Source organism: Neochlamydia sp. EPS4, assembly GCF_000813665.1.
Taxonomy (GTDB): domain Bacteria; phylum Chlamydiota; class Chlamydiia; order Chlamydiales; family Parachlamydiaceae; genus Neochlamydia.
On the sequence record NZ_JSDQ01000091.1, the window covers coordinates 34846 to 56782 of the forward strand.

The 21937-nt window shown below is 38.0% G+C and carries 27 protein-coding genes; 1 reads left to right on the forward strand and 26 read right to left on the reverse strand.

The genetic code is table 11. The features are described 5' to 3' along the window. Positions 1 to 142: 142 nt before the first annotated feature. A complete protein-coding gene (locus DB42_RS08865; RefSeq protein ID WP_044882664.1) occupies positions 143 to 3643 on the forward strand; it encodes a tetratricopeptide repeat protein in 3501 nt (1166 codons plus the stop codon). A 635-nt stretch (positions 3644 to 4278) separates the two neighbouring features. Here DB42_RS08865 and DB42_RS08870 read toward each other — a convergent pair. The 26 genes from DB42_RS08870 to DB42_RS08995 all read right to left on the reverse strand — a co-directional run bounded on the left by DB42_RS08870 (position 4279) and on the right by DB42_RS08995 (position 21887). Then, on the reverse strand, positions 4279 to 5523 hold the full coding sequence (locus DB42_RS08870; RefSeq protein ID WP_044882665.1) for a UPF0158 family protein: 1245 nt from the start codon (positions 5521 to 5523) through the stop codon (positions 4279 to 4281). 95 nt (positions 5524 to 5618) lie between these two features. Further along, positions 5619 to 6047 (reverse strand): 50S ribosomal protein L17, encoded by a 429-nt coding sequence (rplQ, locus tag DB42_RS08875; RefSeq protein ID WP_039383828.1) that lies wholly within the window; start codon positions 6045 to 6047, stop codon positions 5619 to 5621. 17 nt (positions 6048 to 6064) lie between these two features. Then, complete coding sequence (locus DB42_RS08880; protein WP_039383827.1) at positions 6065 to 7180, reverse strand: DNA-directed RNA polymerase subunit alpha; 1116 nt, start codon at positions 7178 to 7180, stop codon at positions 6065 to 6067. Between the two features lie 39 nt (positions 7181 to 7219). Next, complete coding sequence (gene rpsK, locus DB42_RS08885; RefSeq protein ID WP_039383825.1) at positions 7220 to 7633, reverse strand: 30S ribosomal protein S11; 414 nt, start codon at positions 7631 to 7633, stop codon at positions 7220 to 7222. A gap of 21 nt (positions 7634 to 7654) precedes the next feature. Further along, positions 7655 to 8023: a 30S ribosomal protein S13 gene (gene rpsM / locus DB42_RS08890; protein ID WP_039383824.1), complete on the reverse strand. Its 369-nt coding sequence runs from the start codon at positions 8021 to 8023 to the stop codon at positions 7655 to 7657. A gap of 159 nt (positions 8024 to 8182) precedes the next feature. After that, entirely contained in the window at positions 8183 to 9556 is a 1374-nt protein-coding gene (secY, locus tag DB42_RS08895) for a preprotein translocase subunit SecY (protein ID WP_044882666.1), read from the reverse strand. Between the two features lie 33 nt (positions 9557 to 9589). Then, the gene (rplO, locus tag DB42_RS08900) at positions 9590 to 10039 is read right to left on the reverse strand and encodes a 50S ribosomal protein L15 (RefSeq protein WP_044882667.1); all 450 of its coding nucleotides are present in this window, start codon (positions 10037 to 10039) and stop codon (positions 9590 to 9592) included. Then, positions 10036 to 10536: a 30S ribosomal protein S5 gene (rpsE, locus tag DB42_RS08905; protein ID WP_039383820.1), complete on the reverse strand. Its 501-nt coding sequence runs from the start codon at positions 10534 to 10536 to the stop codon at positions 10036 to 10038. Before rpsE ends, rplO begins: the two co-directional genes overlap by 4 nt. A gap of 31 nt (positions 10537 to 10567) precedes the next feature. Then, positions 10568 to 10939 carry a 50S ribosomal protein L18 gene (rplR, locus tag DB42_RS08910; protein ID WP_039383819.1) on the reverse strand — a complete coding sequence of 124 codons (372 nt, stop codon included), beginning with the start codon at positions 10937 to 10939 and terminating at the stop codon, positions 10568 to 10570. A gap of 31 nt (positions 10940 to 10970) precedes the next feature. Next, the gene (gene rplF, locus DB42_RS08915) at positions 10971 to 11516 is read right to left on the reverse strand and encodes a 50S ribosomal protein L6 (protein WP_039383817.1); all 546 of its coding nucleotides are present in this window, start codon (positions 11514 to 11516) and stop codon (positions 10971 to 10973) included. Positions 11517 to 11554: 38 nt separating this feature from the next. Beyond that, a complete protein-coding gene (gene rpsH, locus DB42_RS08920) occupies positions 11555 to 11959 on the reverse strand; it encodes a 30S ribosomal protein S8 (protein WP_039383816.1) in 405 nt (134 codons plus the stop codon). A gap of 16 nt (positions 11960 to 11975) precedes the next feature. Continuing rightward, on the reverse strand, positions 11976 to 12533 hold the full coding sequence (gene rplE, locus DB42_RS08925) for a 50S ribosomal protein L5 (protein WP_042241377.1): 558 nt from the start codon (positions 12531 to 12533) through the stop codon (positions 11976 to 11978). Between the two features lie 8 nt (positions 12534 to 12541). Continuing rightward, positions 12542 to 12901: a 50S ribosomal protein L24 gene (gene rplX / locus DB42_RS08930; protein ID WP_039383812.1), complete on the reverse strand. Its 360-nt coding sequence runs from the start codon at positions 12899 to 12901 to the stop codon at positions 12542 to 12544. 15 nt (positions 12902 to 12916) lie between these two features. Further along, positions 12917 to 13285 (reverse strand): 50S ribosomal protein L14, encoded by a 369-nt coding sequence (gene rplN, locus DB42_RS08935; RefSeq protein WP_039383811.1) that lies wholly within the window; start codon positions 13283 to 13285, stop codon positions 12917 to 12919. A 33-nt stretch (positions 13286 to 13318) separates the two neighbouring features. Next, positions 13319 to 13558, reverse strand: coding sequence for a 30S ribosomal protein S17 (gene rpsQ, locus DB42_RS08940; protein WP_039383809.1), 240 nt, complete (start codon positions 13556 to 13558; stop codon positions 13319 to 13321). A 27-nt stretch (positions 13559 to 13585) separates the two neighbouring features. Then, a complete protein-coding gene (gene rpmC, locus DB42_RS08945) occupies positions 13586 to 13786 on the reverse strand; it encodes a 50S ribosomal protein L29 (RefSeq protein ID WP_039383808.1) in 201 nt (66 codons plus the stop codon). A 9-nt stretch (positions 13787 to 13795) separates the two neighbouring features. Continuing rightward, positions 13796 to 14215: a 50S ribosomal protein L16 gene (rplP, locus tag DB42_RS08950; protein ID WP_039383806.1), complete on the reverse strand. Its 420-nt coding sequence runs from the start codon at positions 14213 to 14215 to the stop codon at positions 13796 to 13798. Between the two features lie 2 nt (positions 14216 to 14217). After that, entirely contained in the window at positions 14218 to 14862 is a 645-nt protein-coding gene (rpsC, locus tag DB42_RS08955; RefSeq protein WP_042241372.1) for a 30S ribosomal protein S3, read from the reverse strand. A gap of 3 nt (positions 14863 to 14865) precedes the next feature. Further along, positions 14866 to 15207, reverse strand: a complete 342-nt coding sequence (gene rplV / locus DB42_RS08960) for a 50S ribosomal protein L22 (RefSeq protein WP_039383798.1) — start codon at positions 15205 to 15207, stop codon at positions 14866 to 14868. After that, positions 15204 to 15485, reverse strand: a complete 282-nt coding sequence (gene rpsS, locus DB42_RS08965; protein ID WP_039383797.1) for a 30S ribosomal protein S19 — start codon at positions 15483 to 15485, stop codon at positions 15204 to 15206. Before rpsS ends, rplV begins: the two co-directional genes overlap by 4 nt. 2 nt (positions 15486 to 15487) lie before the next feature. Beyond that, positions 15488 to 16333 (reverse strand): 50S ribosomal protein L2, encoded by an 846-nt coding sequence (gene rplB, locus DB42_RS08970; protein ID WP_039383795.1) that lies wholly within the window; start codon positions 16331 to 16333, stop codon positions 15488 to 15490. A gap of 19 nt (positions 16334 to 16352) precedes the next feature. Beyond that, a complete protein-coding gene (gene rplW, locus DB42_RS08975) occupies positions 16353 to 16688 on the reverse strand; it encodes a 50S ribosomal protein L23 (RefSeq protein ID WP_039383793.1) in 336 nt (111 codons plus the stop codon). A 44-nt stretch (positions 16689 to 16732) separates the two neighbouring features. After that, on the reverse strand, positions 16733 to 17422 hold the full coding sequence (gene rplD, locus DB42_RS08980; protein WP_039383792.1) for a 50S ribosomal protein L4: 690 nt from the start codon (positions 17420 to 17422) through the stop codon (positions 16733 to 16735). Between the two features lie 37 nt (positions 17423 to 17459). Further along, complete coding sequence (gene rplC / locus DB42_RS08985; protein WP_044882668.1) at positions 17460 to 18116, reverse strand: 50S ribosomal protein L3; 657 nt, start codon at positions 18114 to 18116, stop codon at positions 17460 to 17462. A gap of 234 nt (positions 18117 to 18350) precedes the next feature. Further along, positions 18351 to 18905: an SLBB domain-containing protein gene (locus DB42_RS08990; protein WP_044882669.1), complete on the reverse strand. Its 555-nt coding sequence runs from the start codon at positions 18903 to 18905 to the stop codon at positions 18351 to 18353. A 1698-nt stretch (positions 18906 to 20603) separates the two neighbouring features. Then, positions 20604 to 21887 (reverse strand): hypothetical protein, encoded by a 1284-nt coding sequence (locus DB42_RS08995; protein WP_044882670.1) that lies wholly within the window; start codon positions 21885 to 21887, stop codon positions 20604 to 20606. Between the last annotated feature and the right edge of the window lie 50 nt (positions 21888 to 21937).

Genomic DNA, 21937 nt, shown 5'->3' on the forward strand with positions numbered 1-21937 from the left:
GTATAAAAAAATTCTTTTTGTTAATATTTTTATTATCAATTTAATAAGTTTGCTTTAAAAAATATATAAATTTATATAATCTCTTTTCATAAATTAACAATAAACCTAAAATGATATAATTTGTTAACAAATGGATAAGATTATGCATCAGCTTTCATCAGAGACTCTTCGCATTCACCCTTTAATTTTTCCTGCCTTTGAGAAACAAGAAAAACAATCTAAAGATTTTATAAAAAATACCACAGCTTACGCGGAGATCGCTTTAAAAATATTTAAAGAACTAGGACCACAGGATTTACGCCGAACACAATTGGTTTGTAAAGAGTGGAAACAATTAATTGAAAGCAGTTTTTTAGCTAAAGAAAAAGCCTATACCTTAGCTTTAAAACATGCTATTCGAAAGAAAAACCTTATTCAAGAAGCCTTTTACCTAGAAAAACTCGGGGATGTTTATGTGGAAAAAGGGACCTCCGAAGCTTTTCTGCAAGCGGCAGGGCTTTATAACTATGCTTTGCAAAGGCTTTTTCTATCTCATCCCCTAGAAAGCAAACAAAAAGTTCTTAAAGAAAAGTTATCAAAAGTTCAAGATTTACTTGTTAGAGAATGTAAAGGCAGAAGTGTAGACTTAGCCACAATAAAAGATCAATTTGAAAGCAACCGTAAGATATTAAAAGAATTTAGGAAGGGAATAGAGGCAAAAATTCAAGCCTTGTCTGAAACCCCTTCTTCTCAAGAAGTAATGGAGCTCTATCGTGAAATAGCTCAAAGAATAAAAATCTTTTTTAAACAGATTGTGGCACAAAGCCTAGATACCCTAGGGCCTCCACCTTGTGAATATTCTATGATAGGCTTTGGTTCACTTGCTAGAGAAGAGATGACGCCTTACTCCGATCTAGAGTTTGGCATTCTTATCCAAGAAGATAATCCTATTAATAGAGATTATTTCAGACGTCTAACCACTCTTCTTCACTTGAAAGTGATCAACTTAGGCGAAACGATTCTACCTGCTTTAAATATTCCTTGCTTAAAAGCCATCAATTTTTTTGATGACATTACGCCAAGGGGCTTTGCCTTTGATGGGGCAGGAGTTGAAGGAAAAGGCTGCAAAACTCCTTTGGGTAATGGCAAGACATTTGAGCTTATCCAGACTCCAGAGAAGATGGCTCAATATATTGGTAAAGATAATGAAAATCAGTGGTGGCATGAAAGAGAACCACATCTTCCCTTGGAGCTTTTAAATTTTGCTCACCTTCAAGGTAGTCGCGAATTAACTCAGCAGTATAAGGAAAACGTTCAAAAAAAACTTAATGCTCCTTGCCAAAAAGATCTTACTCTGCGTCAGTACTTAGCTAAATTTCATTTGTTTTTAGCAGATATGAATACTTTCGATCCAGGAATGGGCGATTTAAGTAGGGAGGGCATGCTTTTTAAAGTCAAAGATGATTTTTATCGCTTTCCTCATCTGGCTTTAGATAGGTTAGCATTGCTTAAAGCTGTAACGGCTTCAGATACCTTTAGCAGAATAAAGCAGCTAAATAAGCTAGGTGTTATAACTGAGAGTGCGACTGAAAAACTAAATGAGTGGATGAGTATAGCGCTATTTATGCGCCTTAAAACCTATTCTCATTATCAAGCCCAGCGAGAGATGATGAACCCATTAATCAGACCCTTTAAGTTTGATGAGCCTACCCTTATCCAAAAGCAGTTTGCTTTAGATCATAAAGCATTAGAAAATATAAAAAAGATTTATCATACTTTTATTCCATTCCGTCAGGCTATTCAAGAGTTTTTCTCAGGTCATGAAGAGAGACTTACCTCTTCCTCTTTAGATGATGACTCGCCCCAGATCCAGGGAGACATAGCCAGAAGAATATTTCAACAAGAAGAGGCAAAAAAGTGTTACCTTAAAGCTATACAAGAAAACTCGGAAAACACTTATGCCTTAACAGCTCTTGGGCTTATCTACGAGAACCAAGGAAATTTAGAAAAAGCTGCTAAATATGCCCACGCGTCACTCGCTATTGCTATTAAGCACGACGGTAATAACTGCCCCGAGGCGGCAACAGTTTATAATAACTTGTTAATGATCTACTATGCCCAAGGAAATTTAGCGAAAGCAGCTGAGTATGGTAATCAAGCACTCCAAATTAATATTAATCTGTATGGTAAAAATCATTCCTATGTAGCAAATAGCTATAATAGCCTTGGTTTAGTCTACCAAGAACAAGGGAATTTAGAAAAAGCAAGTGAATCTCTTAATCAAGCCCTTGCAATAGACCATAAGCTTTTCGGTGAAAATCATTCCATGGTGGCAAAAGATTACAATAATTTAGGAATGCTATACAAAGATAAAGGAAACTTAAAAAAAGCAACTGAATTTATCCGTCATGCTCTTCTCATCAATTTTAAGCTTTACGGTAATAACCATCCGCATGTAGCTACCTGTTATAACAATTTGAGCCTCATTTATGAGGACCAAGGAAACTTAAAAAAAGCCCGTAAATATGCTGATAAAACACTCACAATTCGACTTAATCTTTATGGCAAAAATCATCCCCTGGTAGCAATAACTTATAATAACCTAGGGCTTATTTGTGAGAACCAAGGAAATTTAAAAAAAGCTTTTAATTATATCAGAGAAGCTCTCCAGATTAACCTTAAGCTTCTAGGCGAAAATAATCCGACTGTCGCAGGGCTTTACAACCACATAGGGCAAATCTATAAAAAACAAGGAAATTTAAAAAAGGCCATTCAGCTTATTAACAAAGCCCTCGCAACTAACATCAAGCTGGGAGGTGAAAATCAACCATCGGTAGCAATAGATTACCAAACTTTAGGAAGCGTCTACTTAGACAAAGGCAATTTAGGCCAGGCGGAAGAGTATATTAACAAAGCGCTTGCCATTAACCTTAACCTTTTCGGCGAAAATCATCCCTTTCTTACCGCCAGTTATAACAACCTAGGACTTCTCTATCAAAAGCAAGGAAATTTAGAAAATGCCCTTAAGTATGCCAATAAGGCGCTCGCCATTAATATTAAGCTTTATGGAAAAAATCATCCCAAAGTAGCAATAGCCCACAACAATCTAGGAGAAATCTACGAGGAGCAAGGTAATTTAGAAAAAGCTTTTGAATATATCAATGAAGCACTCGATATTAAGCTTAAGCTTTTCGGGGAAAATCATCCTACAGTGGCTATAAATTATAACAATCTAGGAGGAATCTATTTAGCTCGAGGCAATTTAGAAAAAGCCGTTGAGTGTGCCAATCAAGCACTCGTCATCGACCTTAAGTTTTTTGGCAAAGACCATCCTACTGTGGCATGCAATTATAATAATTTAGGAGTCCTCTATGAAAAACAAGGACTTTCAGTAAAAGCTATTGAGTATATCAATCAAGCAATCGACATTGATCTTAAGCTTTTTGGTGAAAATCATCCTACACTAGCAATATATTATACTAATCTGGGAAGGATCTATCAAGCCCAAGAAAATTTAGACATAGCACTTAAGTACGCCCATTTAGCACTTGATATTAACCTTAAGGTTTATGGAAAAAATCATCCACAGACAGTGGAAAGTTACAAAAATCTAGAGAGTATCTACCAAGAGCAAAAAAAAATATCTGTACAGGACAAAAAATAATCTTTTCCTAAATAAACCTTCTTAGAAGGAGTTGAGAATAAAAGAGGAGATAGAATTAGTTGACATTCATGACCAGGAAGCAGGCAATCAGGCAAATAACAAGTATCTAAGAAGGTGTCCTCGAACCTCTGCTTTTGATAAATAAAAACCCATTCAATAGAAGGAGGAGCATAATGCTTAAGAAGCTACTTTACTGAGCTGAGCAATAAAGAAAAAGAATGGGAAGAAATAAGCTTTTATTGTTTCCTATGAAAAAAAGAGGGCGGCCCTATAAACATTTTAAACGAAACCCATTAGATGCTATCCTTTATCTAAACTTTGCAGGACGCCAATGAGAGCCTCTTCTCATGATTTTCCTCTTTGGAGGATAGTTTTAAATTATTTCTCTAGCAGCACCGTACAACCCTCTGACAGCAGAGCAAGGGCTATTTAAATCTTATGGGTAAGCTGCTAATTGTTATGAAAGAAGAAGTAAAGAATACAGAGAAGTAAGAGATGAATGTATAAAAAAGGGTAGGCAATCATAGGAAAATGTTGCCTAAACTAACCTTAAATATAGTAAAATCAGGTATCCGAAACGTTCGCTCCCTTGCTAAAAGCTATTCATACCGCACGAGCACTAGCTATGAGCAGGATTATTTCGGAGGCTTATTGGCTTTAATTTTTTGTTTAGGTTTACCTTTAGCTGTTTTAGAATCCATTAATTTAATCTTACTATTCTTAGCTAACGGTTTAGGTTTATTCTCCTTAGGAGAAGCTTTTACAGCTTTAGCTTTGCGTGAAGAAGAATTATCTTTAGACTTCTGAGTAGGCTTCTTAGCTGGCTTAGAAGATGTCGAAGGTGCCCCGTTCACATCTATAGCTTTGCTAATTGCTTGATTGTTATCAGCTTTGAAGGCAAAATCTTCTTTCTCTTCTTCATCTTCTCCATCAAAATGATTAATAGTTACCTTATCAGCTATTTCTATAAATCTTTTAGACTCTGGCTTGCTTTTATCCTGATCCAACCATTTGGTAGATAAATTGCGTAAAGCTGCCAACTTTTGATTAATACTCTGAAGATTTTGATCCATGCCATCGTGGAGATGACGCCTGCTTGCTAAAAGCTGCCCCTCATTTTCAAATTTAGAAGAGAAGGTCACTGCTGAGGCGGTTAAATCAGGTGTAAATAAAAACAAACGCATAGAAGGTGGCACAGTTGTATAGACATCAGTAGCAATCTGAGGCTCAAACTCTTGCTTGACAGCTTGCTTTGGAGGCCTTCCGCGTTTAGGACGAGGATTTAGAGCCTCATTAGAGTAATAGGTCTTAGCTTTTGCTAGCAAGGCTTTTCTAGCTTGTAAGATATCTTTACCTACTTTTGTGTCAAATAGGTGGCGTTTAACCTTTTCTAAAAGTGATTTGGGTAAATCTAAATCCTCTTCGAACACAAAATGAAACTGGTTATTTCTTAACCACTCAATAATACGAATGCGAGACCTTTCTTGGTAAAATTGCTGCCATTTTTCTAATTCGGAAAGATGATCGTAGATGAACTCAAGAAAGTTTTCTCTAGCTTCTTTGGATTGAATGATTTCTAGTAATTTTTCCTTCGTATCAATATCATATACTTTTTCATTGACGAAACCTTCCATAATCTTTTTAGTTTCATAAAAAGTTAATTTAGGAATAAGAAAGTAACGCTCACTATTCTGGCGCAATTCCTGTTCTAATGCCTCAATCTCTTCCTGAGGTTTATCCAGGTCTACATAAATTATAAAGCCCTCTTGGCGGTCAAGGTAAAAATCACGTTCATCATCGGACTTTGTAAAACCTTCGATAAGTCGATGGCAACGCAAAATAAGAGGGTTTTGAGCTTCTTTGAGTGTCTTACTCCTCATGGGCAACGTTCCTTTAAAAATGTATATAGATACAAAAAGATCGCATAATTATGCGATCTTCTATACTAAAACTCTATAATAACTAGATTAGGCTCTTAGTTGTCAAGATATTCGATAATACACATTTGAGTATTATCGCCCACACGACGTTGAGCTTTTACGATTCGTGTATATCCACCCGCTCTGCTTGCAAAGCGTGGTCCTAATACACTAAATAGTTTATCAATCACTTGCCTATCTGTATTATAGGCACTTGTGTCCCCTTTACGAGCAGCACGTGCTTCTTTGTCAGTCAACGCGTTGAAACGAACCATCATTTCACTAATTGCACGACGTCTGGTAGCTAAAGTGTTTTTCTTTGCTAAAGTGATCATTTTATCGGCATAACGACGTAGCGCTTTTGCTTTTGGCACCGTTGTTTCGATGCGCTCATTCTCGATCAATGATTTTAACATATTGGCAAACATACACCGTCTATGTGAACTGGTACGGCTTAGTTTACATGTATCTTTTCTGTGTCTCATATCTTATTACCTAGCTGCTAATCTTCAACTTTTGCTAATTCTTTTCTACCTTTTTTGTCTTCATTGTAATGCTTGATCTTATCTTTCACATTATCATGTGTAATACCATAGCGAGAAAGATCCATGCCAAGAGATAAGTTCATTTCATGAAGTTTAGCTTTAATTTCATTTAAAGATTTCTTACCGAAATTTCGAAACTCAAGCATTTTTCTCTCAGGAATGGATACAAGTTCAGCAATTGTATCAATGTTTGCTCCACTCAAGCAATTGGTTGACCTAACGGATAACTCAATCTCATCGATACGAAGGCAAAGTTTTTCCATCATTTCATCGGCATCGCTATCTCCATCACCCAATCCTTCGTCAAACACAAGTGAGTGGGATTTGGCTTTTGTAAATACGTCAAAATGCTTAACACCAATTTGAGAAGCAAATGAAACTGCCTCTACAGGAGTCACCCGTCCATCTGTCACGACTTCAAAGATTAAGCGATCAAAATCTGTATCCTGACCTACGCGTGTATTTTCTACAAAATAGTTAACAATACGTACAGGTGAAAAGGAGGCGTCTAAAAGGATTTCATCAGCGGTTTTATCATAAATAATATGCCGTTCTGAAGGTACATAGCCACGACCTATAGCCACACGCAGATCTAATTGGCGTTTCATAGGCTTAGTAACCGTGAATAGATGAAGTCCCGAATTAACAACTTCATATGAACCATCCTTTACAATATCACCTAGAGTAACTTTATACTGACCATTATTCTTGTCAAGCTCCTCTTGAGTAATATCTAAAACACATGTCAAAATGCGAGTATCACGGCTGTAAGAACTTTCATCCGTTGGCAACTTTCTTAAAAGAGCACCTTTTAAATTGAGCACGATATTGGTCATATCTTCGATAACACCCTCAATGGCCATATATTCATGGGGCACCCCTTCAATACGCAAGGCAATAATAGCAGGAGCTTCTAAAGAAGAGAGCATCATACGTCGCATGGAGTTTCCAATTGTATGACCAAATCCACGCTCAAAAGGTTCTGCAATGATTCGAGCCACGTTGGAATTGTCTTTATCCTCTTCTACTAAAATTTTTTGGGGCATTTCGAACTTGCCGTATTTGACAGACATTAAGCGACTCCTAAATAATTAAAAATTTCTGAGTGTTTATTACACCCGTCTACGTTTACGAGGACGGCACCCGTTATGTGGTACTGGTGTGGTATCACGAATAGCAGTTATTAACAAACCAGTGCTTTGCAAACCGCGTACAGCAGATTCACGACCTGCTCCTGGCCCTTTTAGGTTAACTTCAATTTCTTTCATTCCTAACGACATAGCTGCTTTGCCTGCATCTTGTGCAGCTACAGTCGCTGCGAACGCTGAAGACTTACGAGAACCTGAAAAGTTTACTTTTCCGGCTGAAGACCAGGATATGACGCGACCCGAAGGGTCAGTAATAGCAATAATTGTATTGTTAAAAGTCGCCTTCACAAAGGCAATTCCAGATGGAACATTCTGATGGCTTCTTTTTTTTGCTTTAACAGGCTTTTTTGTTGTTGTTGTGGCTGACTGCTTAGACAAAGTAGAGCACTCCTCTTAAAATTATTTCTTCTTATTAGCAACAGTTTTACGTTTACCTTTACGTGTACGAGAATTAGTTCTTGTACGTTGTCCTCGAACAGGTAAACCAGAACGATGTCTAGTTCCACGGTAAGAGTGAATAGATATTAATCGTTTGATGTTATTTTGAACTTGCCGGCGTAAATCACCTTCTACCATATATTCAGATTGCAGCAAGTTGTTAATACGTGCTATATCATCTTGGGTTAGCTTGTGAGCACGCATATTGTGATCAAACCCAAGCTTCTCAATAATCTCGTTTGATAAGCTACGACCTATTCCGTAGATATAGGTTAGTGCTATTTCTAATCTCTTATTATCCGGTATATCTATACCGATAACTCTAGGCATTGAATCTCTCCTAAAATTTCAAAAATGGAATTCGAAAATTTACCATACTTTCACTTTATTAGCAAAAGCTTTATTTATGAAAACGTTTGACTTGCTGTGGATGTAATTATTTGAACTGTTCAGATGATTACATGTAAAGCTAGTTTGCAAATGCTATTTTTATCCTCTTCCTCTTACTCTACCTTTCTTCATGAAGCCTTCATATCTCTTCATCAATAAATGGGATTCGATTTGCTTCATTGTATCCAAAACAACACCTACAAGAATCAACAAAGCTGTACCCCCAAAGAAGTAGCTAATCGTTGCTGGCACTCCTAATAAGCGGCCTATTATGGTAGGTAATACGGCAATCATAGCAAGAGAAATAGCCCCTATGAGAGTAATTTTATTCATAGTAGATTCTAAATAATCTTGGGTGGGCTTACCCTGTCTTATTCCAGGTATAAATGCTCCATTTTTCTTCATATCCGATGCTATCTGATCAGGTCTAAATTGAGTAGCCGTCCAAAAGTAGGTAAAAAATATAATTAAACCTACAAACAATAAGATATAAAGGGTACTTCCTGGAGATAGCCACTGAGCGATCTCACTTAATCGATTACCTGCTCCTGCAAAGGTAGCAATTATAGCAGGAAACATAAGCAAAGAGGAAGCAAAAATTACTGGTATTACCCCTGCATAATTAACTTTTAAAGGAATATAGGAGTTGCCCCCTTGTACTTCTTTTCTACCTACTACACGCCTAGCATATTGCAAGGGTATGCGTCGATGTCCTTGTATGACCAATATAGTTCCTAATGCTACTACAACAAATATGGCGATAAGCACGAGGACGGTCGTAAAATTCATTGCACCTGGTTCTTGAGAGTTTAAGTTTAACTGCTGAATAATCAACCCAATCGCTGTAGGCAATTGCGAAACAATACCTACTGTGATAATTAAACTCATTCCATTGCCAATTCCTCTTTCTGTAATCTGCTCTCCTATCCACATCAAGAGAACTGTTCCTGCGGTCATAGTGAAAATGAAAAGCAAATAAAATAAGATAGGCATGCCCCAGATCTGAGCATCTAACAATTCACCTGTAATTATACCTGGGCGACTATAATTCATTTGGATGGCATATTTAGCAAACATCGCCGATTGGAGGATAGACAAAATGATTGTCAAGCCACGCGTATATTTGTTAATTTTTCTACGGCCCTGTTCTGCATTTTCTTTAATTTCACGCTGCAAAGAAGGCCATAGCGCCACCACTAGCTGCATAATAATAGAGGCAGAAATATAAGGCATAACACCCAAGGCAATCACTGTCATTTGGGAGAATGCTCCTCCCGAAAATATATCGACGAGTTGAAAAAGATTCTGTCCCCCACCCGTCGCGTGCCTAAAAAAACTTACTGCCACTTCTCCATTGATTCCAGGGACGGGTATAAATCCCCCTACACGGTAGACTGCTAGCATTAAAATTGTAAATAGAATTTTTGCTCTTAGCTCGGGAATCTGAAAAACTTTCTGTAGCTCTTTGAACATCTTCTACCTCGATTTAGTAAGCGCTCTTAATCTCTAAACAATTTCAATAGCAATTTTTGCTTTTTGTAGCTTTTCTTGCGCTGCTGAGGAGACGGCTTTTACTTCAATTTTAACTTTTTTACTCAATTCTCCATCCCCTAAAATTTTTATCCCGCGAATTTTGCCACGAACAAAACCTTTTTCAGCGAGTGTTTGAGCATTTACAGTTTCACCGTCACTATACATCTCGTTAATTTGACCGAGATTGACAGTTTCATATTTATTGCTGAATCGTGCGTTACTAAAGCCTCGAATAGGTAACTTCATAAATAGACGGAATTGGCCACCTTCGTAACCTAAGCGTCTTTTATAACCAGAACGAGAGCCTGCTCCTTTTTCACCCCGACCACAGGTTTTGCCAAGTCCAGAGCCAATTCCTCTACCCACACGTCTGCGTTTTTTTCTTTCTCGTGATACATCTTGTAATTTATTGAGTGATGTCATCCTTGGCCTCTCATCTGTTTAATTTGCTCACGTTTTTTCAATTGGGACAAAGCTTTGAAGGTTGCACGTACCTGGTTAATTGGGTTGTTAGAACCAACACTTTTTGCCATCACATCTTTAAGACCTGCTAATTCAAGCACAGCTCGTACTTTAGATCCAGCAATTACTCCTGAACCAGCCGGCGCAGGCTTAAGTAAAATAGCAGCGCCATCCCAGTTGACCAAAACCTCGTGAGGTACTGAAGTCCCTTCACTAGCAAAGGTGATCATGTTCTTGCGAGCAGACTCTCCACCTTTACGAATGGCATCAGTTAACTCATTGGCTTTAGCAAAGCCATAACCAATGCGGCCTTTTCCATCGCCCACTAGAATTAAAGCTGAGAAGCTAAACTTACGTCCACCTTTTACTACTTTGGAGCAGCGGTTAATATAAAGAACTTTCTCGTTAAATTCAGAATTAGTTCTTTCTTTTTTGGGATTGTCATTACTTTTTGCCATTAGGTTTATCCTAAATTTTTTCCAAATAGTTTTAGAATTGAAGCCCAGCTGATCTTGCTGCTTCAGCAAGGGCGGCTAAAATTCCGTGATACTTGAATGGTCCTCTATCGAAGACGATTTCTTTTATATTATTTTTTTGTGCAATTTGCGCAATTTTCTCGCCAAGTTTAGCAGCTGAAAGTTTATTTTTTCTAGCGAATTCAGTATTCTTAAATTCATTTGAAAAAGTTGCAGCACTACCGATGGTAACATGGTTATCATCATCAATAAGTTGCACTTGAATATGCTTATTTGTTTTCACTACACATAAACGTGGCTTCTCACTCGTACCATGAATCTTTTTACGTACTCTTAATGCACGTTTAATGCGTAATTTATGTCTTTTTTTGGTTATATTAATCATACGATCCTCATTGAGCCTTTCTACCTAACAATTATTTTTTCGCAGAAGCCGACTTACCAGCTTTTTTACGGACATACTCGCCTGCATAACGAATACCTTTACCTTGATAGGGTTCTGGAGGCCTGATCGCACGAACCTGTGCAGCAAACTGTCCAATTTGCTGAGGGTCAGAACCTGAAATTACAATCGTCGTATTTTTCTCTACAGCTACTTGCAAACCCTCAGGTATTGTCAATTTAGTAGGATGTGAATAACCAACTTGTAAATCTAATAATTGACCCTGCACTACCGCTCTGTAACCTACACCGATCATTTCTAACTTTTTAGTAAAACCTTGCGATAAGCCTACCACCATGTTATTGATAAGGGATCGATAGAGCCCATGGTAATTACTCATTTTTTCATGCCCTGCGGTCAAATTAACTTGGAGATGATCGTTTTCAATGACCACCTCAATACCGGAGATGATTTCGCGGGTCAGAGTTCCTTTAGGGCCTTTAACGGTTAGGGTAGAATCTTCAAGCTTAACTTCTATACCTTTTATCAAGGGAATTGGTGCTTTTCCTTTACGAGACATTTATAAACTCCTTCTAATGGGCAAACTATACCTAAATATTACCATACCAGGCAGAGCAATTCGCCACCGATATGTCTTTTACGAGCTTCGTTACCTGCCATTAATCCTTGCGAAGTAGAAACAATAGAAAGACCTAATCCACCATAAAAGTGTGGAATATCTTCATGTCCAACATATTTTCGTAGGCCTGGCTTTGATACTCTTTTTAGTCCTTGGATAACAGGCTGTCGACCCTCAACATATTTGAGGAAGAGTCTGATAGTTCCACGGTGATTTTGGTCTTTATTTACTAAATAATTTTCGATAAAGCCATATAATTTTAGAATCTCCGCAAGGTTTTCTTTAAGCTTGCTCCAGCTAACATCTACATAACGATGTTCCGCTTTAGCAGCATTGCGAATCCTTGTGAGGAAATCGGCTACGGGATCACTAGGTATTGCCATGATTTCATCTCCTATCTTAAGCTATTACCGAAACCGGCAGGTTATTAAAAGGGAGTCCAAGCAGACGGAGGAGCTCTACACACTCAGCATCTGATTCGGCGCTTGTAACAAAGGTAATGTGCATCCCTTGCGTACGTTTAACTTCGTCAAGATTAATTTCAGGAAAAACCTGCTGATCATCAAGTCCTAATGTATAGTTGCCTTGCCCATCACATTTGGTAGGAAAGCCCCTAAAGTCACGTATACGTGGGCTCACGATGTTGGATAAACGATCAAGGAAATCATACATTCTTACTCCACGCAATGTGACCTTAATACCTATTGGCTGGCCTTCACGTAGTTTAAAGTTTGAAATAGCTTTTTTCGCTTTAGTAATTACCGGCTTTTGTCCAGACAACAGGGTCAACTCATTAACACAAGCTTGAATAGCATTTTTATCTTTTGAAGGTTCAGCGATACCCATATTGACCACGATTTTTTTCAAACCAGGGATGTTCATAGGGTTTGTATACCCAAACTTTTCTTGTAGCGCAGGTTTAACCTTTTCTAGATAATTTTTCTTTAACCTAGACATTATAACTTTCAACTCTTTTTAGATTTTGTTTTTTTAACAACACGATGAACAACATGCTTGTCATCTTGCTTGTAAACCCATTCCTTATGGCCTTCATCACTTTTTTGAGCCTTAAGTTTAACAGGGTTATCTTCAGTATTTAACACTTTTAAATTAGAGATATGAATACCTTTCTCTAGTTCAATGATACCGCCATGGGGATGAGCTTCACTTTTTTTAACATGCTTTTTGCGCAGATTAAGCCCTTGCACCAGGAGTTTATCACCCAAACGTGCAATCACTTCACCTTTTTGTCCTTTAAAGTTGCCCGCGATAGCGATTACTTTGTCGCCTTTACGGATTGCTTTATGTGTTTTAACTTTAGTCATTTACTAGCCCTTTTATTAAATCACTTCTGGTGCCAGTGAGGCAATTTTGAGAAAATCTCTATCGCGTACTTCACGAGCTACGGGTCCAAAAATACGTGTACCACGTGGATTGTTTTTGTCATCGATCAATACACAAGCATTCGTATCGAATTTCAAAACCGTTCCATCGTCTCTTTTAATAGGTGCAGCCGTTCTGACAATAACTGCTTTTACTACATCGCCTTTTTTGGCTCCGCCTTCTGGTTCAGCTTCTTGTACTGAGCAAACGATAATGTCACCCACATGCGCATAACGGCGTTTAGAACCACCCAATACTTTAAAGCATTTGACGCGCTTTGCACCTGAATTGTCGGCTACTTTGAGCTGCGTTTCTTGTTGAATCATACGTTGCTAACTCCAAATATATTATACAATTTGCTAGGCGACAACACGCCATCTTTTTAATTTTGATAGTGGCCTTGTCTCCACAATAGTAACCTGTTCGCCTATTTCATAAGGTCGCCCTTCATTATGGGCAAAGACTTTCTTATTTCTTTTAGTCACTTTGCCATATACAGGATCTCGCAGCCTTCTTTCAATCTTGACGACTAAAGTCTTAGTCATTTTATTAGAGACTACAATACCTTTTTTCTCTTTACGATTTCCTCTTTCTTCCATCTTCTAACCTCAAAGTTGGTATATTATTTATGCTAACCGCTTTTTTTCGTTGATGACAGTCAGCAAGAGGGCTATTTCCCTTTTTTTATGGCGTACTAAATGAGGCTTTTCTACTTTGTTAGATTGCTTCATTTCATTTATAAGGTTAAAAAGATCTCTACGTGCATCCTTACAATTGGCTTCTAAATCTTCTAACGATTGATCTCTAAAATCTTTAGCTTTTTTCATCTTACTACCTTATACTTGTTCAACACGTTCGACAAATCGTGTCTTTAGTCCAATTTTAGCTGCAGCACGTCTCAATGCATGTTGAGCTTCTTCTTTTGAAACGTTACCCACTTCAAAAAGTATCCTACCTGGTTTGATAACCGCTACCCAATGGTCAAGTCCCCCTTTACCTTTACCCATACGCACTTCTTGGGGCTTTTTAGTAACAGGTTTATCCGGAAAAATTCTTATCCAAACTTTTCCTTTACGTTGGAAATAACGGTTAATAGCCACACGGCATGCTTCAATTTGCTGATTAGTGAGCCAACCGCGTTCTAGAGCTTGTATACCAAACTCACCAAAATGAACAAAGGTCGCTCCTTTACTCAAACCTGAGCAGGAACCTTTCATTGTTTTGCGGTGTTTTGTTTTCTTAGGCATTAAAGGCATTACTATTGGCCCTCCTTCACTTGATTATCTTCACCACGGTAAATCCAGACTTTCACCCCGATACTACCATAAGTTGTCTCTGCACGCCCCATGGCATAATCAATATCAGCCCGGAGTGTATGTAAAGGAGTGCTCCCCTCTTTATACCATTCTGTCCGTGCAATTTCTGCTCCACCTATACGGCCAGAACATTGCACTTTAATTCCTAGAGCACCAGCTTCAATGCTAGATTGCATAGCTTTCTTCATTGCACGTCTGAAGGGAATTCGTCTTTCTAATTGCTTTGCAATGGCATCGGCTACAATTTTTGCATCAAGGTCAGGTCTTTTAATTTCTTCTACTTCAATCCAGACTTCTTTACCTGTAAGTCTAAAGAGTTCTCCACGCAATCCTTCAATTTCAGAACCTTTTTTACCAATAACCATCCCAGGCCGCGCCGTGCAAATAGTCACTTCGATTTTTTCGCTCATACGTCGAATTTTTATTTGCGAAGTACCTTGACACTGAGGTTTTTTCATTAAATACTCGCGAATTTTTTTATCTTCGACGAGTAAAGTACCAAATTCTTGCTTATTCGCATACCACTTTGAACGCCATTTTTTATTCCGAATAAGGCGGAATCCTATTGGATTAGTTTTTTGTCCCATTCCTTACTCCTTTCCTGAACTGACTATAATAGTAAAGTGACTTGTTCTTTTTAAAATCGGATGGCGGCCACCCTTATTTTTGGGCTTTGCACGTTTAAGTCTTGGCCCTTCATCAATACGAACTTCTAAAACTTTAAGATCTTCGCGGCGTATATCTAGCTGCGTTTCAGCATTAGCAACAGCGCTATCTAAGGTTTTTTTCAAGAGACGCCCCGCCTTTAAATTGCTATACAATAATTGGAGGTTAGCTTGCGGAACAGGCAGTCCTCGTATTAACCCTGCGGCAAGCCGTGCTTTACGGGGGCTAATTCTAATATATTTGCTTATTGCTTTTGCCCTATTCATTTTGATTGTGCCTCTGCTTTCTTAATTGGATGACCTTTGAAATTACGGGTAGGAGAAAATTCACCCAGACGATGTCCAACCATATTTTCTGAGACAAATACAGAAATGAATTTTTTGCCGTTATGCACTTCAAAAGTGTGTCCGATCATTTCAGGAATGATCATCGATCGTCTTGACCATGTTTTAATTGGCGTTTTGCCCCCTTTACCATTCATATCTTCAACTTTCTTATGAAGATGATGATCAATAAAAGGTCCTTTCTTAAGTGATCTTGCCATACTTATTTTTTCCTTCGATCTTTAACAATAAACTTGTTCGATTTCTTCTGAGATCTAGTTCGAAGCCCTCGTGTATACAGCGCCCATGGTGTTTGTGGGATGTTACCTTTATGCTTTCCTTCACCGCCCCCGTGTGGATGGTCTACAGGGTTCATTGCAGTTCCGCGAACGGTTGGGCGAATTCCTTTCCATCGCATACGGCCAGCTTTACCTTCTACACGTAAATTATGCTCCGAATTAGAGACCATTCCAAAAGCTGCACGGCAATTTTCGCTCACCATACGCACTTCACCTGAAGGCATTCTAATCGTCGCATACCCGCCACTTCTGGCCATCAACTGAGCAGAAAGACCAGCAGAACGAACCATTTTAGCTCCTCTACCAGGAATCATTTCTATAGCATGGATGGTAGAACCCAAAGGCATAAATTTTAACTTCATGCAGCATCCTACACTAAAAGGAGGCTCATCACTTGTCTGCACTACATCACCATCTTTCAAGCCATGGGGTGCCAGAATATAGCGTTTTTCACCGTCAGAGTAATTAAGCAGCGCTATATAAGCCGATCGATTAGGATCATATTCTATAGAAGCTACGCGAGCTGGTATATTTTCCTTATCTCTTTTGAAATCAATTATTCTGTAATGACGCTTATGCCCACCACCTTTATGACGGCAAGTAATATGCCCATTATTATTACGTCCATTCGTTCTTTTTTTAGGCAGCATCAGCGACTTTGTAGGCTTTACCTTAGCACGACTACCTTCTTTAGCACGAGTGAGCGTTTCATTGATCGGAAGGATTAATTGACGTGTACCCGCCGTTATGGGACGATATTTTTTTAACATGACTCTCTTCGCCTCTTATTTATACGTTATCAAGGCTATCGCCTTTTTCCAGGGTAACCATAGCTTTTTTAAAACCGGGCTTCATGCCTGAACGACCACGAACACGTCTTGCTTTAGGCTTAACGTTAATTGTATTGACAGCCACTACTTTAACATTTCTGTCGCTGTAAATTTCTTCGATGGCATTAGCAATGTCAGTTTTATTTGCTTTGCGATCGACTACGAATACATATTTCGGAGACTCGCAACGTTTCAGTGAGGGATTACTACTGGCATTTTTAAGCTCTTTCAATACCAAGGCTTTCTCTGTAACATGTTGATGTTTCACGACTTGGTAAGGATTTTTTTTTGACATTACTTGATTCCTTTCATCTATAACTTGGTGTTATTCCTTATCTATCAAGGACAAAGCCACTCAACCAATTCAATTAGGGCAGATTCCGTCACCACAATATCTTTGGCCACTAGAACATCATACCCACTAATATTAGTGGCTAGCGAAAACGAAACTTTTGGTAGATTACGCACGCTTTTAATAAAATTATCATGTTGATCATGATGGATGGACACGCGCTTTGTTTCTTCTTCAGTTTTAACTTCTGCATAATGAGCTTCACCTAAAAACATCACCCTATGATTTGCTAAACCTGTGACCTTTAAAAAGTCGGCCATAACTTTAGTTTTAGGTTCATTAAGGACAGATTCTGTAAGAACATGTAAACGATTTGCAGCAATTTTTTCAGCAAGCAAACAGCGAATTGCAGCTTTTCGTTCTTTTTTGTTAATACGTACATGCTGATCAAATTTAGGCCTTGGTCCAAAAACACGACCGCCCCCTTTATATTGAGGAGCTGAAAGCATCCCCTGGCGAGCACGTCCTCCACCTTTCTGCGGATGAGGCTTTTTTGTTGAGTGATTAACCTCAGAACGAGTTTTAGTATTAGCTGACCATTGACGAGCATTGGCTCTGATAGCGACGATATAATCTTTAATCATCTGCCCGTGCGCTTCAGCATTAGCTAATCTTTCATCAACTATCACTTGGCCAGTTTCCTGACCTTTTAAATTATATTTTTTCAGTGTTGCCACAGGATAACTCCAGAAATTTTTTACTAGCTAGCTTTTTTTAAGCTTGTTTTTTCACCGATGGGGCAATATAAACCAATCCATGCGTAGGACCTGGCACAGCACCCTTTACAATAATCACCTGTTCTGCAGGCTTTACCATTACAACTTCTAAATTTTGAATGGTCACAGTTTCACAACCCATATGACTAGGACGTGGGCTATTAGGAAGCGAACGACCTGGTGTTGAGCGCATACCTGTAGATCCAGCATGACGATGGAATCCCGAACCGTGTGAAGCAGGCCCCCCAGAATAATTATACTTTTTCATGGTACCTTGATAACCTTTACCTTTTGAAACTGCTGTAGCATCAACAAATTTTACATCAGCAAAAAGGTCTATCGCTAACTCTTGACCTACTTGGTATTGTTCAATGTTATCAACCTTTGCTTCGGAAAGGTTTTTACGTGGAGATACAGCTGCTTTGCTGTAATGTCCGCGTAAAGGTTTGGATAGACGATTTGCTAGCGTTCTCTGGTCTTTAACATGAATTTTATCAAAACCAATCTGAATAGCATTATAACCATCAATCTCTTTCTTCTTGATCTGGACAACAGCATTTGGTTGCACTTCAATAACCGTACCCACAATACTATTTCCATTCTCATCAAAAAGCTGGATCATTCCACGCTTTTTGCCCATCAGTTTAGGCGTCATATGAAAATCCTTAACCCAATATCTTGAGTATTTGAGCAATCATTTTTTTTATATTACAATCTAAGAAATGAATACCTGTATATCTAGTGATAAGTTACGTGCGAAGCACGTTCTTAACAGAGCTAAACAAGTGAAAACATTTTTGGCAGCTTATTAAATATTTATCTAATAAAATTGCTTAAATGAAGAGACTATCAAAGTGGAGTATTTTTCTCAACAGATATTTAAAAAAAATTACTCAAAAGATTTACATTCCCCTTTACAGTTATCTCTTAAGAGCTTTTCTTTGATCAATACTTTGATAATCTCTCCATCTCTTAATTTTCTTTTTCTTTTTAGCCGCCCTACATCTGCTTTTTCTAGTGGTTCAATTAACTTAATCAGATCCTCCATTAAAGTTCCTCTAAGTACAGTTAAAGAACCTCTTTTCTTAACAGCTCCTTCTACTCTCACTGTAATATATTCTTTGTAAGGTACTTTGATTAATTGGCTGTTGTTGACTTTTTTATTTAAAGAAATCTTACTTAGGTCCGCCTCAAGATGAACTTTAGCTTGCTCTAAAACATTTGCTAAAGTAGCTGTTTTTTCAACGTTATATAAGCCTGGATACTCAACAGCTCCTTCTACACGTACAGTCTGCTGTCTATTATATAAGTGATGAGGCTCAGAATATTTTCTAGAAGATAAAAACCGATGCTTATGAGTCAGGCAGGTCAATACGATCATAAATAAAATCAAGCAGATAATAACGACCCACTCACGCTTAGGAAGATTTTCTTTTGGAGCCATACTGTGCATACCTACCTTTTAATCTCCTGATTAGTTCAATCCCTGCATTTTTGGTAATATAAAGCCTTGTATTTAGCTATCCTCGGAAGACCTGGACTTGCTGCCGCTATAAAAGCCAGGTGTCACGTTTAGCTCCTCTATCTATGTTTCAATAAACTTCTCTACCATTTTCTTCCATTTTTGTCTTTAAATAAGCCAGCTTAAGTTTTTGTTTGATGACATCTGAAGCAAGTAAACCTCCTCTCAAAAGCTATAAAGAATGTTTATATAAAGGTGTCAGAAAAATTTTTAAGAAGCCACTACCTCTCTATGATGTGTTATGAATTGCAAATAAGTGAATCACAGTTTTTGCTTAATTAAATATAAATTTCTACTGCAAGCTAAAGGAGATGTCAAAATTAAAAAACGAGAAATCTAAATTTTTTGCAACTAGGGTAACAGGCCAAGACCCGAAGGAAAAGCTGCCGAGGAGGGGCCAATCTGCTCATGAAACATTTATCATTATGGCGATTAAAGAAAAGAGCCTTTCTTTTTTTTACTTTCCATGAATGTAGGTAAGCGGTTGGGATTAGATAGATAGGCTTTTGTATTCTGCTTATCGCAAAGGCTTTTGACCGCTTTACTTTTTTTACCTATGCCTGGGTACAAGATGCTAGGCATCAATCTAACTTTACTTCATCATTACCTTAAAAGCTCGATCATCTACTTAGGAAGTGACTCTCTAACACGGCAATAATTGAGGAAGTAGGTAAAGTTTTTTCCTTCTTTTTGAGTGGACTTAACCCATCTGAGAATAGGGTATGGCTGGGATATTACAATTACGATATAAAATTTTCCAAACTGTAGTTACAAGCATCAAAATTCAGCCCACTCCTCTTCTAATTTAGCTTAAAGATCGTGCAGCCATAAACCTTTAAATGATACGTAAAGTTTTAAGTCCTTTTTTTTCCCGCTCATAAAACAGGCTTTTTTCAGATTAGAGCAAGAAGAAGCATGCATTCGTCTAGTGCCAAGCTATCTTAGAGATCCTATAGGCCTGACTTAAACCAAGCTGTCATATAGCTTATCAGCTTTGCTTAAGGCCATATTCCTTGTCTATAGGCAATTAGCTATTGCCTATAAGGAACCTTAGCTTGTTCTTTGCTTAACAAGGAAAATTTAGAGAGGAGTAAAGGGGGTTTCATCTTAGCAACTCATGAGATGGATACTACTGCTTCTCCTACTCATGAAGTGTCCAAGACATTTAAAGTTTGAGCAAAAAATAGAAAAAGGATTTAGATTCTTGAAAAGTCCTGCTTCTTTGTTTCTCTTTCTAAAAAAGCCAAAAAAGAAGAGAAGCTCTTTTAATGGTAATGGCTCTATGCCTTTTAGGTTATTCTGCGCTTAAATATAAAATGCGAGAAAAATTTATACGAAAATGGGGAAAACTTCTTAAAGCAACTTGAGAAACCTACGCAAAAGCCCACAACATGCTGTTTTTTTTCTGTTTCCTAGGTCTGCCTATACTTTTTATAGACCCTATAATATTGCTAATTACTAATTTGAAAGAACACCATAGAATTATCCTTAAGATGCTTAAGGCTCCTTACCAAAAATTCTACTAGGGTGAAGGGGGACAAGAAATTGCGGATAAAAAAAGAGCCCTCAGCTTAAATCTGGGGGCTCTTTAAAGGTAAAAATTCTATTTTATACAAGGCTTTAGGCCGCAAAAGCCACAGGTCCTAAAGTAGTTAATCTAGTCAACTTCGCTTCTTGCTCTTCTTTATATGTCTCGTGCCTAAATGAATAGTAGAGACGAGCCATACCTACAGCAGAAGTAGCAAGCCAAGCAGCTCCTAAAGCAATGAAAAACGCAGGTGTATTGAGAGTAAGTGCAAAACCTACCAACCCCATGGCAATCGCTGCAATTTTAACTACATTGAAAGCAATAGAGAGCCAATCTTTTGTTTTACTTGCCTGATAATCTTTAACCAGCTGATCTCTTTCAACAATTCTTACTTTGCAATCAACCAGCTTCTTGTCTGCAATACTATCAAACAGAGTTGCATGTGTTGAATGTAGACGCTGCTCATATTGGCTAACCAATTTTTCACGAAGGCTTAAGAATTTCTTGTCAAGATCATTTAAATACTCCTGCTCTAAAGCATCTGCCGATGTTTTCTCAAATTTCTCTTTTCCAAATTTTGCTTTTAACTTGGCAGCTTTTTGTGTTTCATTTAAGTTCAAGAATTTAATCGCACGTTTTTTAAGCTCCCACTTATTCAATCTAAGCTTTTCTATCTCGCTGGTTACATCGCTATTTTTTTTCTGTAGCGCTAAGGATGTGTCTACCAAGCTTAAAGAGGAGCTAATAATTCCTAGTGTATCTTTAATTACACGGAGGGGTGAAAGTAAGCTAAGTACCCTAAAGAAAGGAAGTCTATTTAGCTGGACTGATACTTTAGCCAAATTCAACAGTCCCATGTTGACCAAAAACTGCCCTGTTCCAATTCCTCTAGAAACACTTCCAAAAGCCTTGCTAGCAACTTTCCAAGAAGAATCTTTGTGCCAGCCTTTAGTGACCCAGTATTTAGCATCGCCAAAAATTCCTCCCACATCTAAAACAGTATCTACTACATCAAAATGATTGTAGAGATTGTTAAAACCAGGCGTTTGTGCTTTAAAAGCATACTTAGCAAAATAAATGGAAGATTTTGCTAACTTGCAAACTGATTGAATACTCTCAGAAGTGGAAAAAGAATAAGCATAAAAAGCTACAATATGTCTTACAGTATGGCTAAAATTCTCAAACACTTTCTTAGCGCAATTAGTAATTTTATTGCGAGAAGAAGATGCTAAATTATTTGCAGGCTTATGCTGAGAAGCAGGAGCTTGCTCAACAGTAACAGTATGCCCATCTAGCTGACCTTGGATAAAATCTTCCTCTTCTCCGTAGTATGGCTCTGTTGGCTGGACGCCTTGTGTGGATGACAATGTATTCATAATTATTTTCCTTGTTTAGGGTTTATTATTAACATTTTATTTATGCTATC

What these genes read in the sequence shown, in the direction of transcription:
- DB42_RS08865 (WP_044882664.1), top strand. Translation starts at nt 143, where the DNA reads ATGCATCAGCTTTCATCAGAGACTCTTCGCATTCACCCTTTAATTTTT.
- DB42_RS08870 (WP_044882665.1), bottom strand. Translation starts at nt 5,523, where the DNA reads ATGAGGAGTAAGACACTCAAAGAAGCTCAAAACCCTCTTATTTTGCGT.
- rplQ (WP_039383828.1), bottom strand. Translation starts at nt 6,047, where the DNA reads ATGAGACACAGAAAAGATACATGTAAACTAAGCCGTACCAGTTCACAT.
- DB42_RS08880 (WP_039383827.1), bottom strand. Translation starts at nt 7,180, where the DNA reads ATGTCTGTCAAATACGGCAAGTTCGAAATGCCCCAAAAAATTTTAGTA.
- rpsM (WP_039383824.1), bottom strand. Translation starts at nt 8,023, where the DNA reads ATGCCTAGAGTTATCGGTATAGATATACCGGATAATAAGAGATTAGAA.
- secY (WP_044882666.1), bottom strand. Translation starts at nt 9,556, where the DNA reads ATGTTCAAAGAGCTACAGAAAGTTTTTCAGATTCCCGAGCTAAGAGCA.
- rplO (WP_044882667.1), bottom strand. Translation starts at nt 10,039, where the DNA reads ATGACATCACTCAATAAATTACAAGATGTATCACGAGAAAGAAAAAAA.
- rpsE (WP_039383820.1), bottom strand. Translation starts at nt 10,536, where the DNA reads ATGGCAAAAAGTAATGACAATCCCAAAAAAGAAAGAACTAATTCTGAA.
- rplR (WP_039383819.1), bottom strand. Translation starts at nt 10,939, where the DNA reads ATGATTAATATAACCAAAAAAAGACATAAATTACGCATTAAACGTGCA.
- rplF (WP_039383817.1), bottom strand. Translation starts at nt 11,516, where the DNA reads ATGTCTCGTAAAGGAAAAGCACCAATTCCCTTGATAAAAGGTATAGAA.
- rpsH (WP_039383816.1), bottom strand. Translation starts at nt 11,959, where the DNA reads ATGGCAATACCTAGTGATCCCGTAGCCGATTTCCTCACAAGGATTCGC.
- rplE (WP_042241377.1), bottom strand. Translation starts at nt 12,533, where the DNA reads ATGTCTAGGTTAAAGAAAAATTATCTAGAAAAGGTTAAACCTGCGCTA.
- rplX (WP_039383812.1), bottom strand. Translation starts at nt 12,901, where the DNA reads ATGACTAAAGTTAAAACACATAAAGCAATCCGTAAAGGCGACAAAGTA.
- rplN (WP_039383811.1), bottom strand. Translation starts at nt 13,285, where the DNA reads ATGATTCAACAAGAAACGCAGCTCAAAGTAGCCGACAATTCAGGTGCA.
- rpsQ (WP_039383809.1), bottom strand. Translation starts at nt 13,558, where the DNA reads ATGGAAGAAAGAGGAAATCGTAAAGAGAAAAAAGGTATTGTAGTCTCT.
- rpmC (WP_039383808.1), bottom strand. Translation starts at nt 13,786, where the DNA reads ATGAAAAAAGCTAAAGATTTTAGAGATCAATCGTTAGAAGATTTAGAA.
- rplP (WP_039383806.1), bottom strand. Translation starts at nt 14,215, where the DNA reads ATGCCTTTAATGCCTAAGAAAACAAAACACCGCAAAACAATGAAAGGT.
- rpsC (WP_042241372.1), bottom strand. Translation starts at nt 14,862, where the DNA reads ATGGGACAAAAAACTAATCCAATAGGATTCCGCCTTATTCGGAATAAA.
- rplV (WP_039383798.1), bottom strand. Translation starts at nt 15,207, where the DNA reads ATGAATAGGGCAAAAGCAATAAGCAAATATATTAGAATTAGCCCCCGT.
- rpsS (WP_039383797.1), bottom strand. Translation starts at nt 15,485, where the DNA reads ATGGCAAGATCACTTAAGAAAGGACCTTTTATTGATCATCATCTTCAT.
- rplB (WP_039383795.1), bottom strand. Translation starts at nt 16,333, where the DNA reads ATGTTAAAAAAATATCGTCCCATAACGGCGGGTACACGTCAATTAATC.
- rplW (WP_039383793.1), bottom strand. Translation starts at nt 16,688, where the DNA reads ATGTCAAAAAAAAATCCTTACCAAGTCGTGAAACATCAACATGTTACA.
- rplC (WP_044882668.1), bottom strand. Translation starts at nt 18,116, where the DNA reads ATGACGCCTAAACTGATGGGCAAAAAGCGTGGAATGATCCAGCTTTTT.
- DB42_RS08990 (WP_044882669.1), bottom strand. Translation starts at nt 18,905, where the DNA reads ATGGCTCCAAAAGAAAATCTTCCTAAGCGTGAGTGGGTCGTTATTATC.
- DB42_RS08995 (WP_044882670.1), bottom strand. Translation starts at nt 21,887, where the DNA reads ATGAATACATTGTCATCCACACAAGGCGTCCAGCCAACAGAGCCATAC.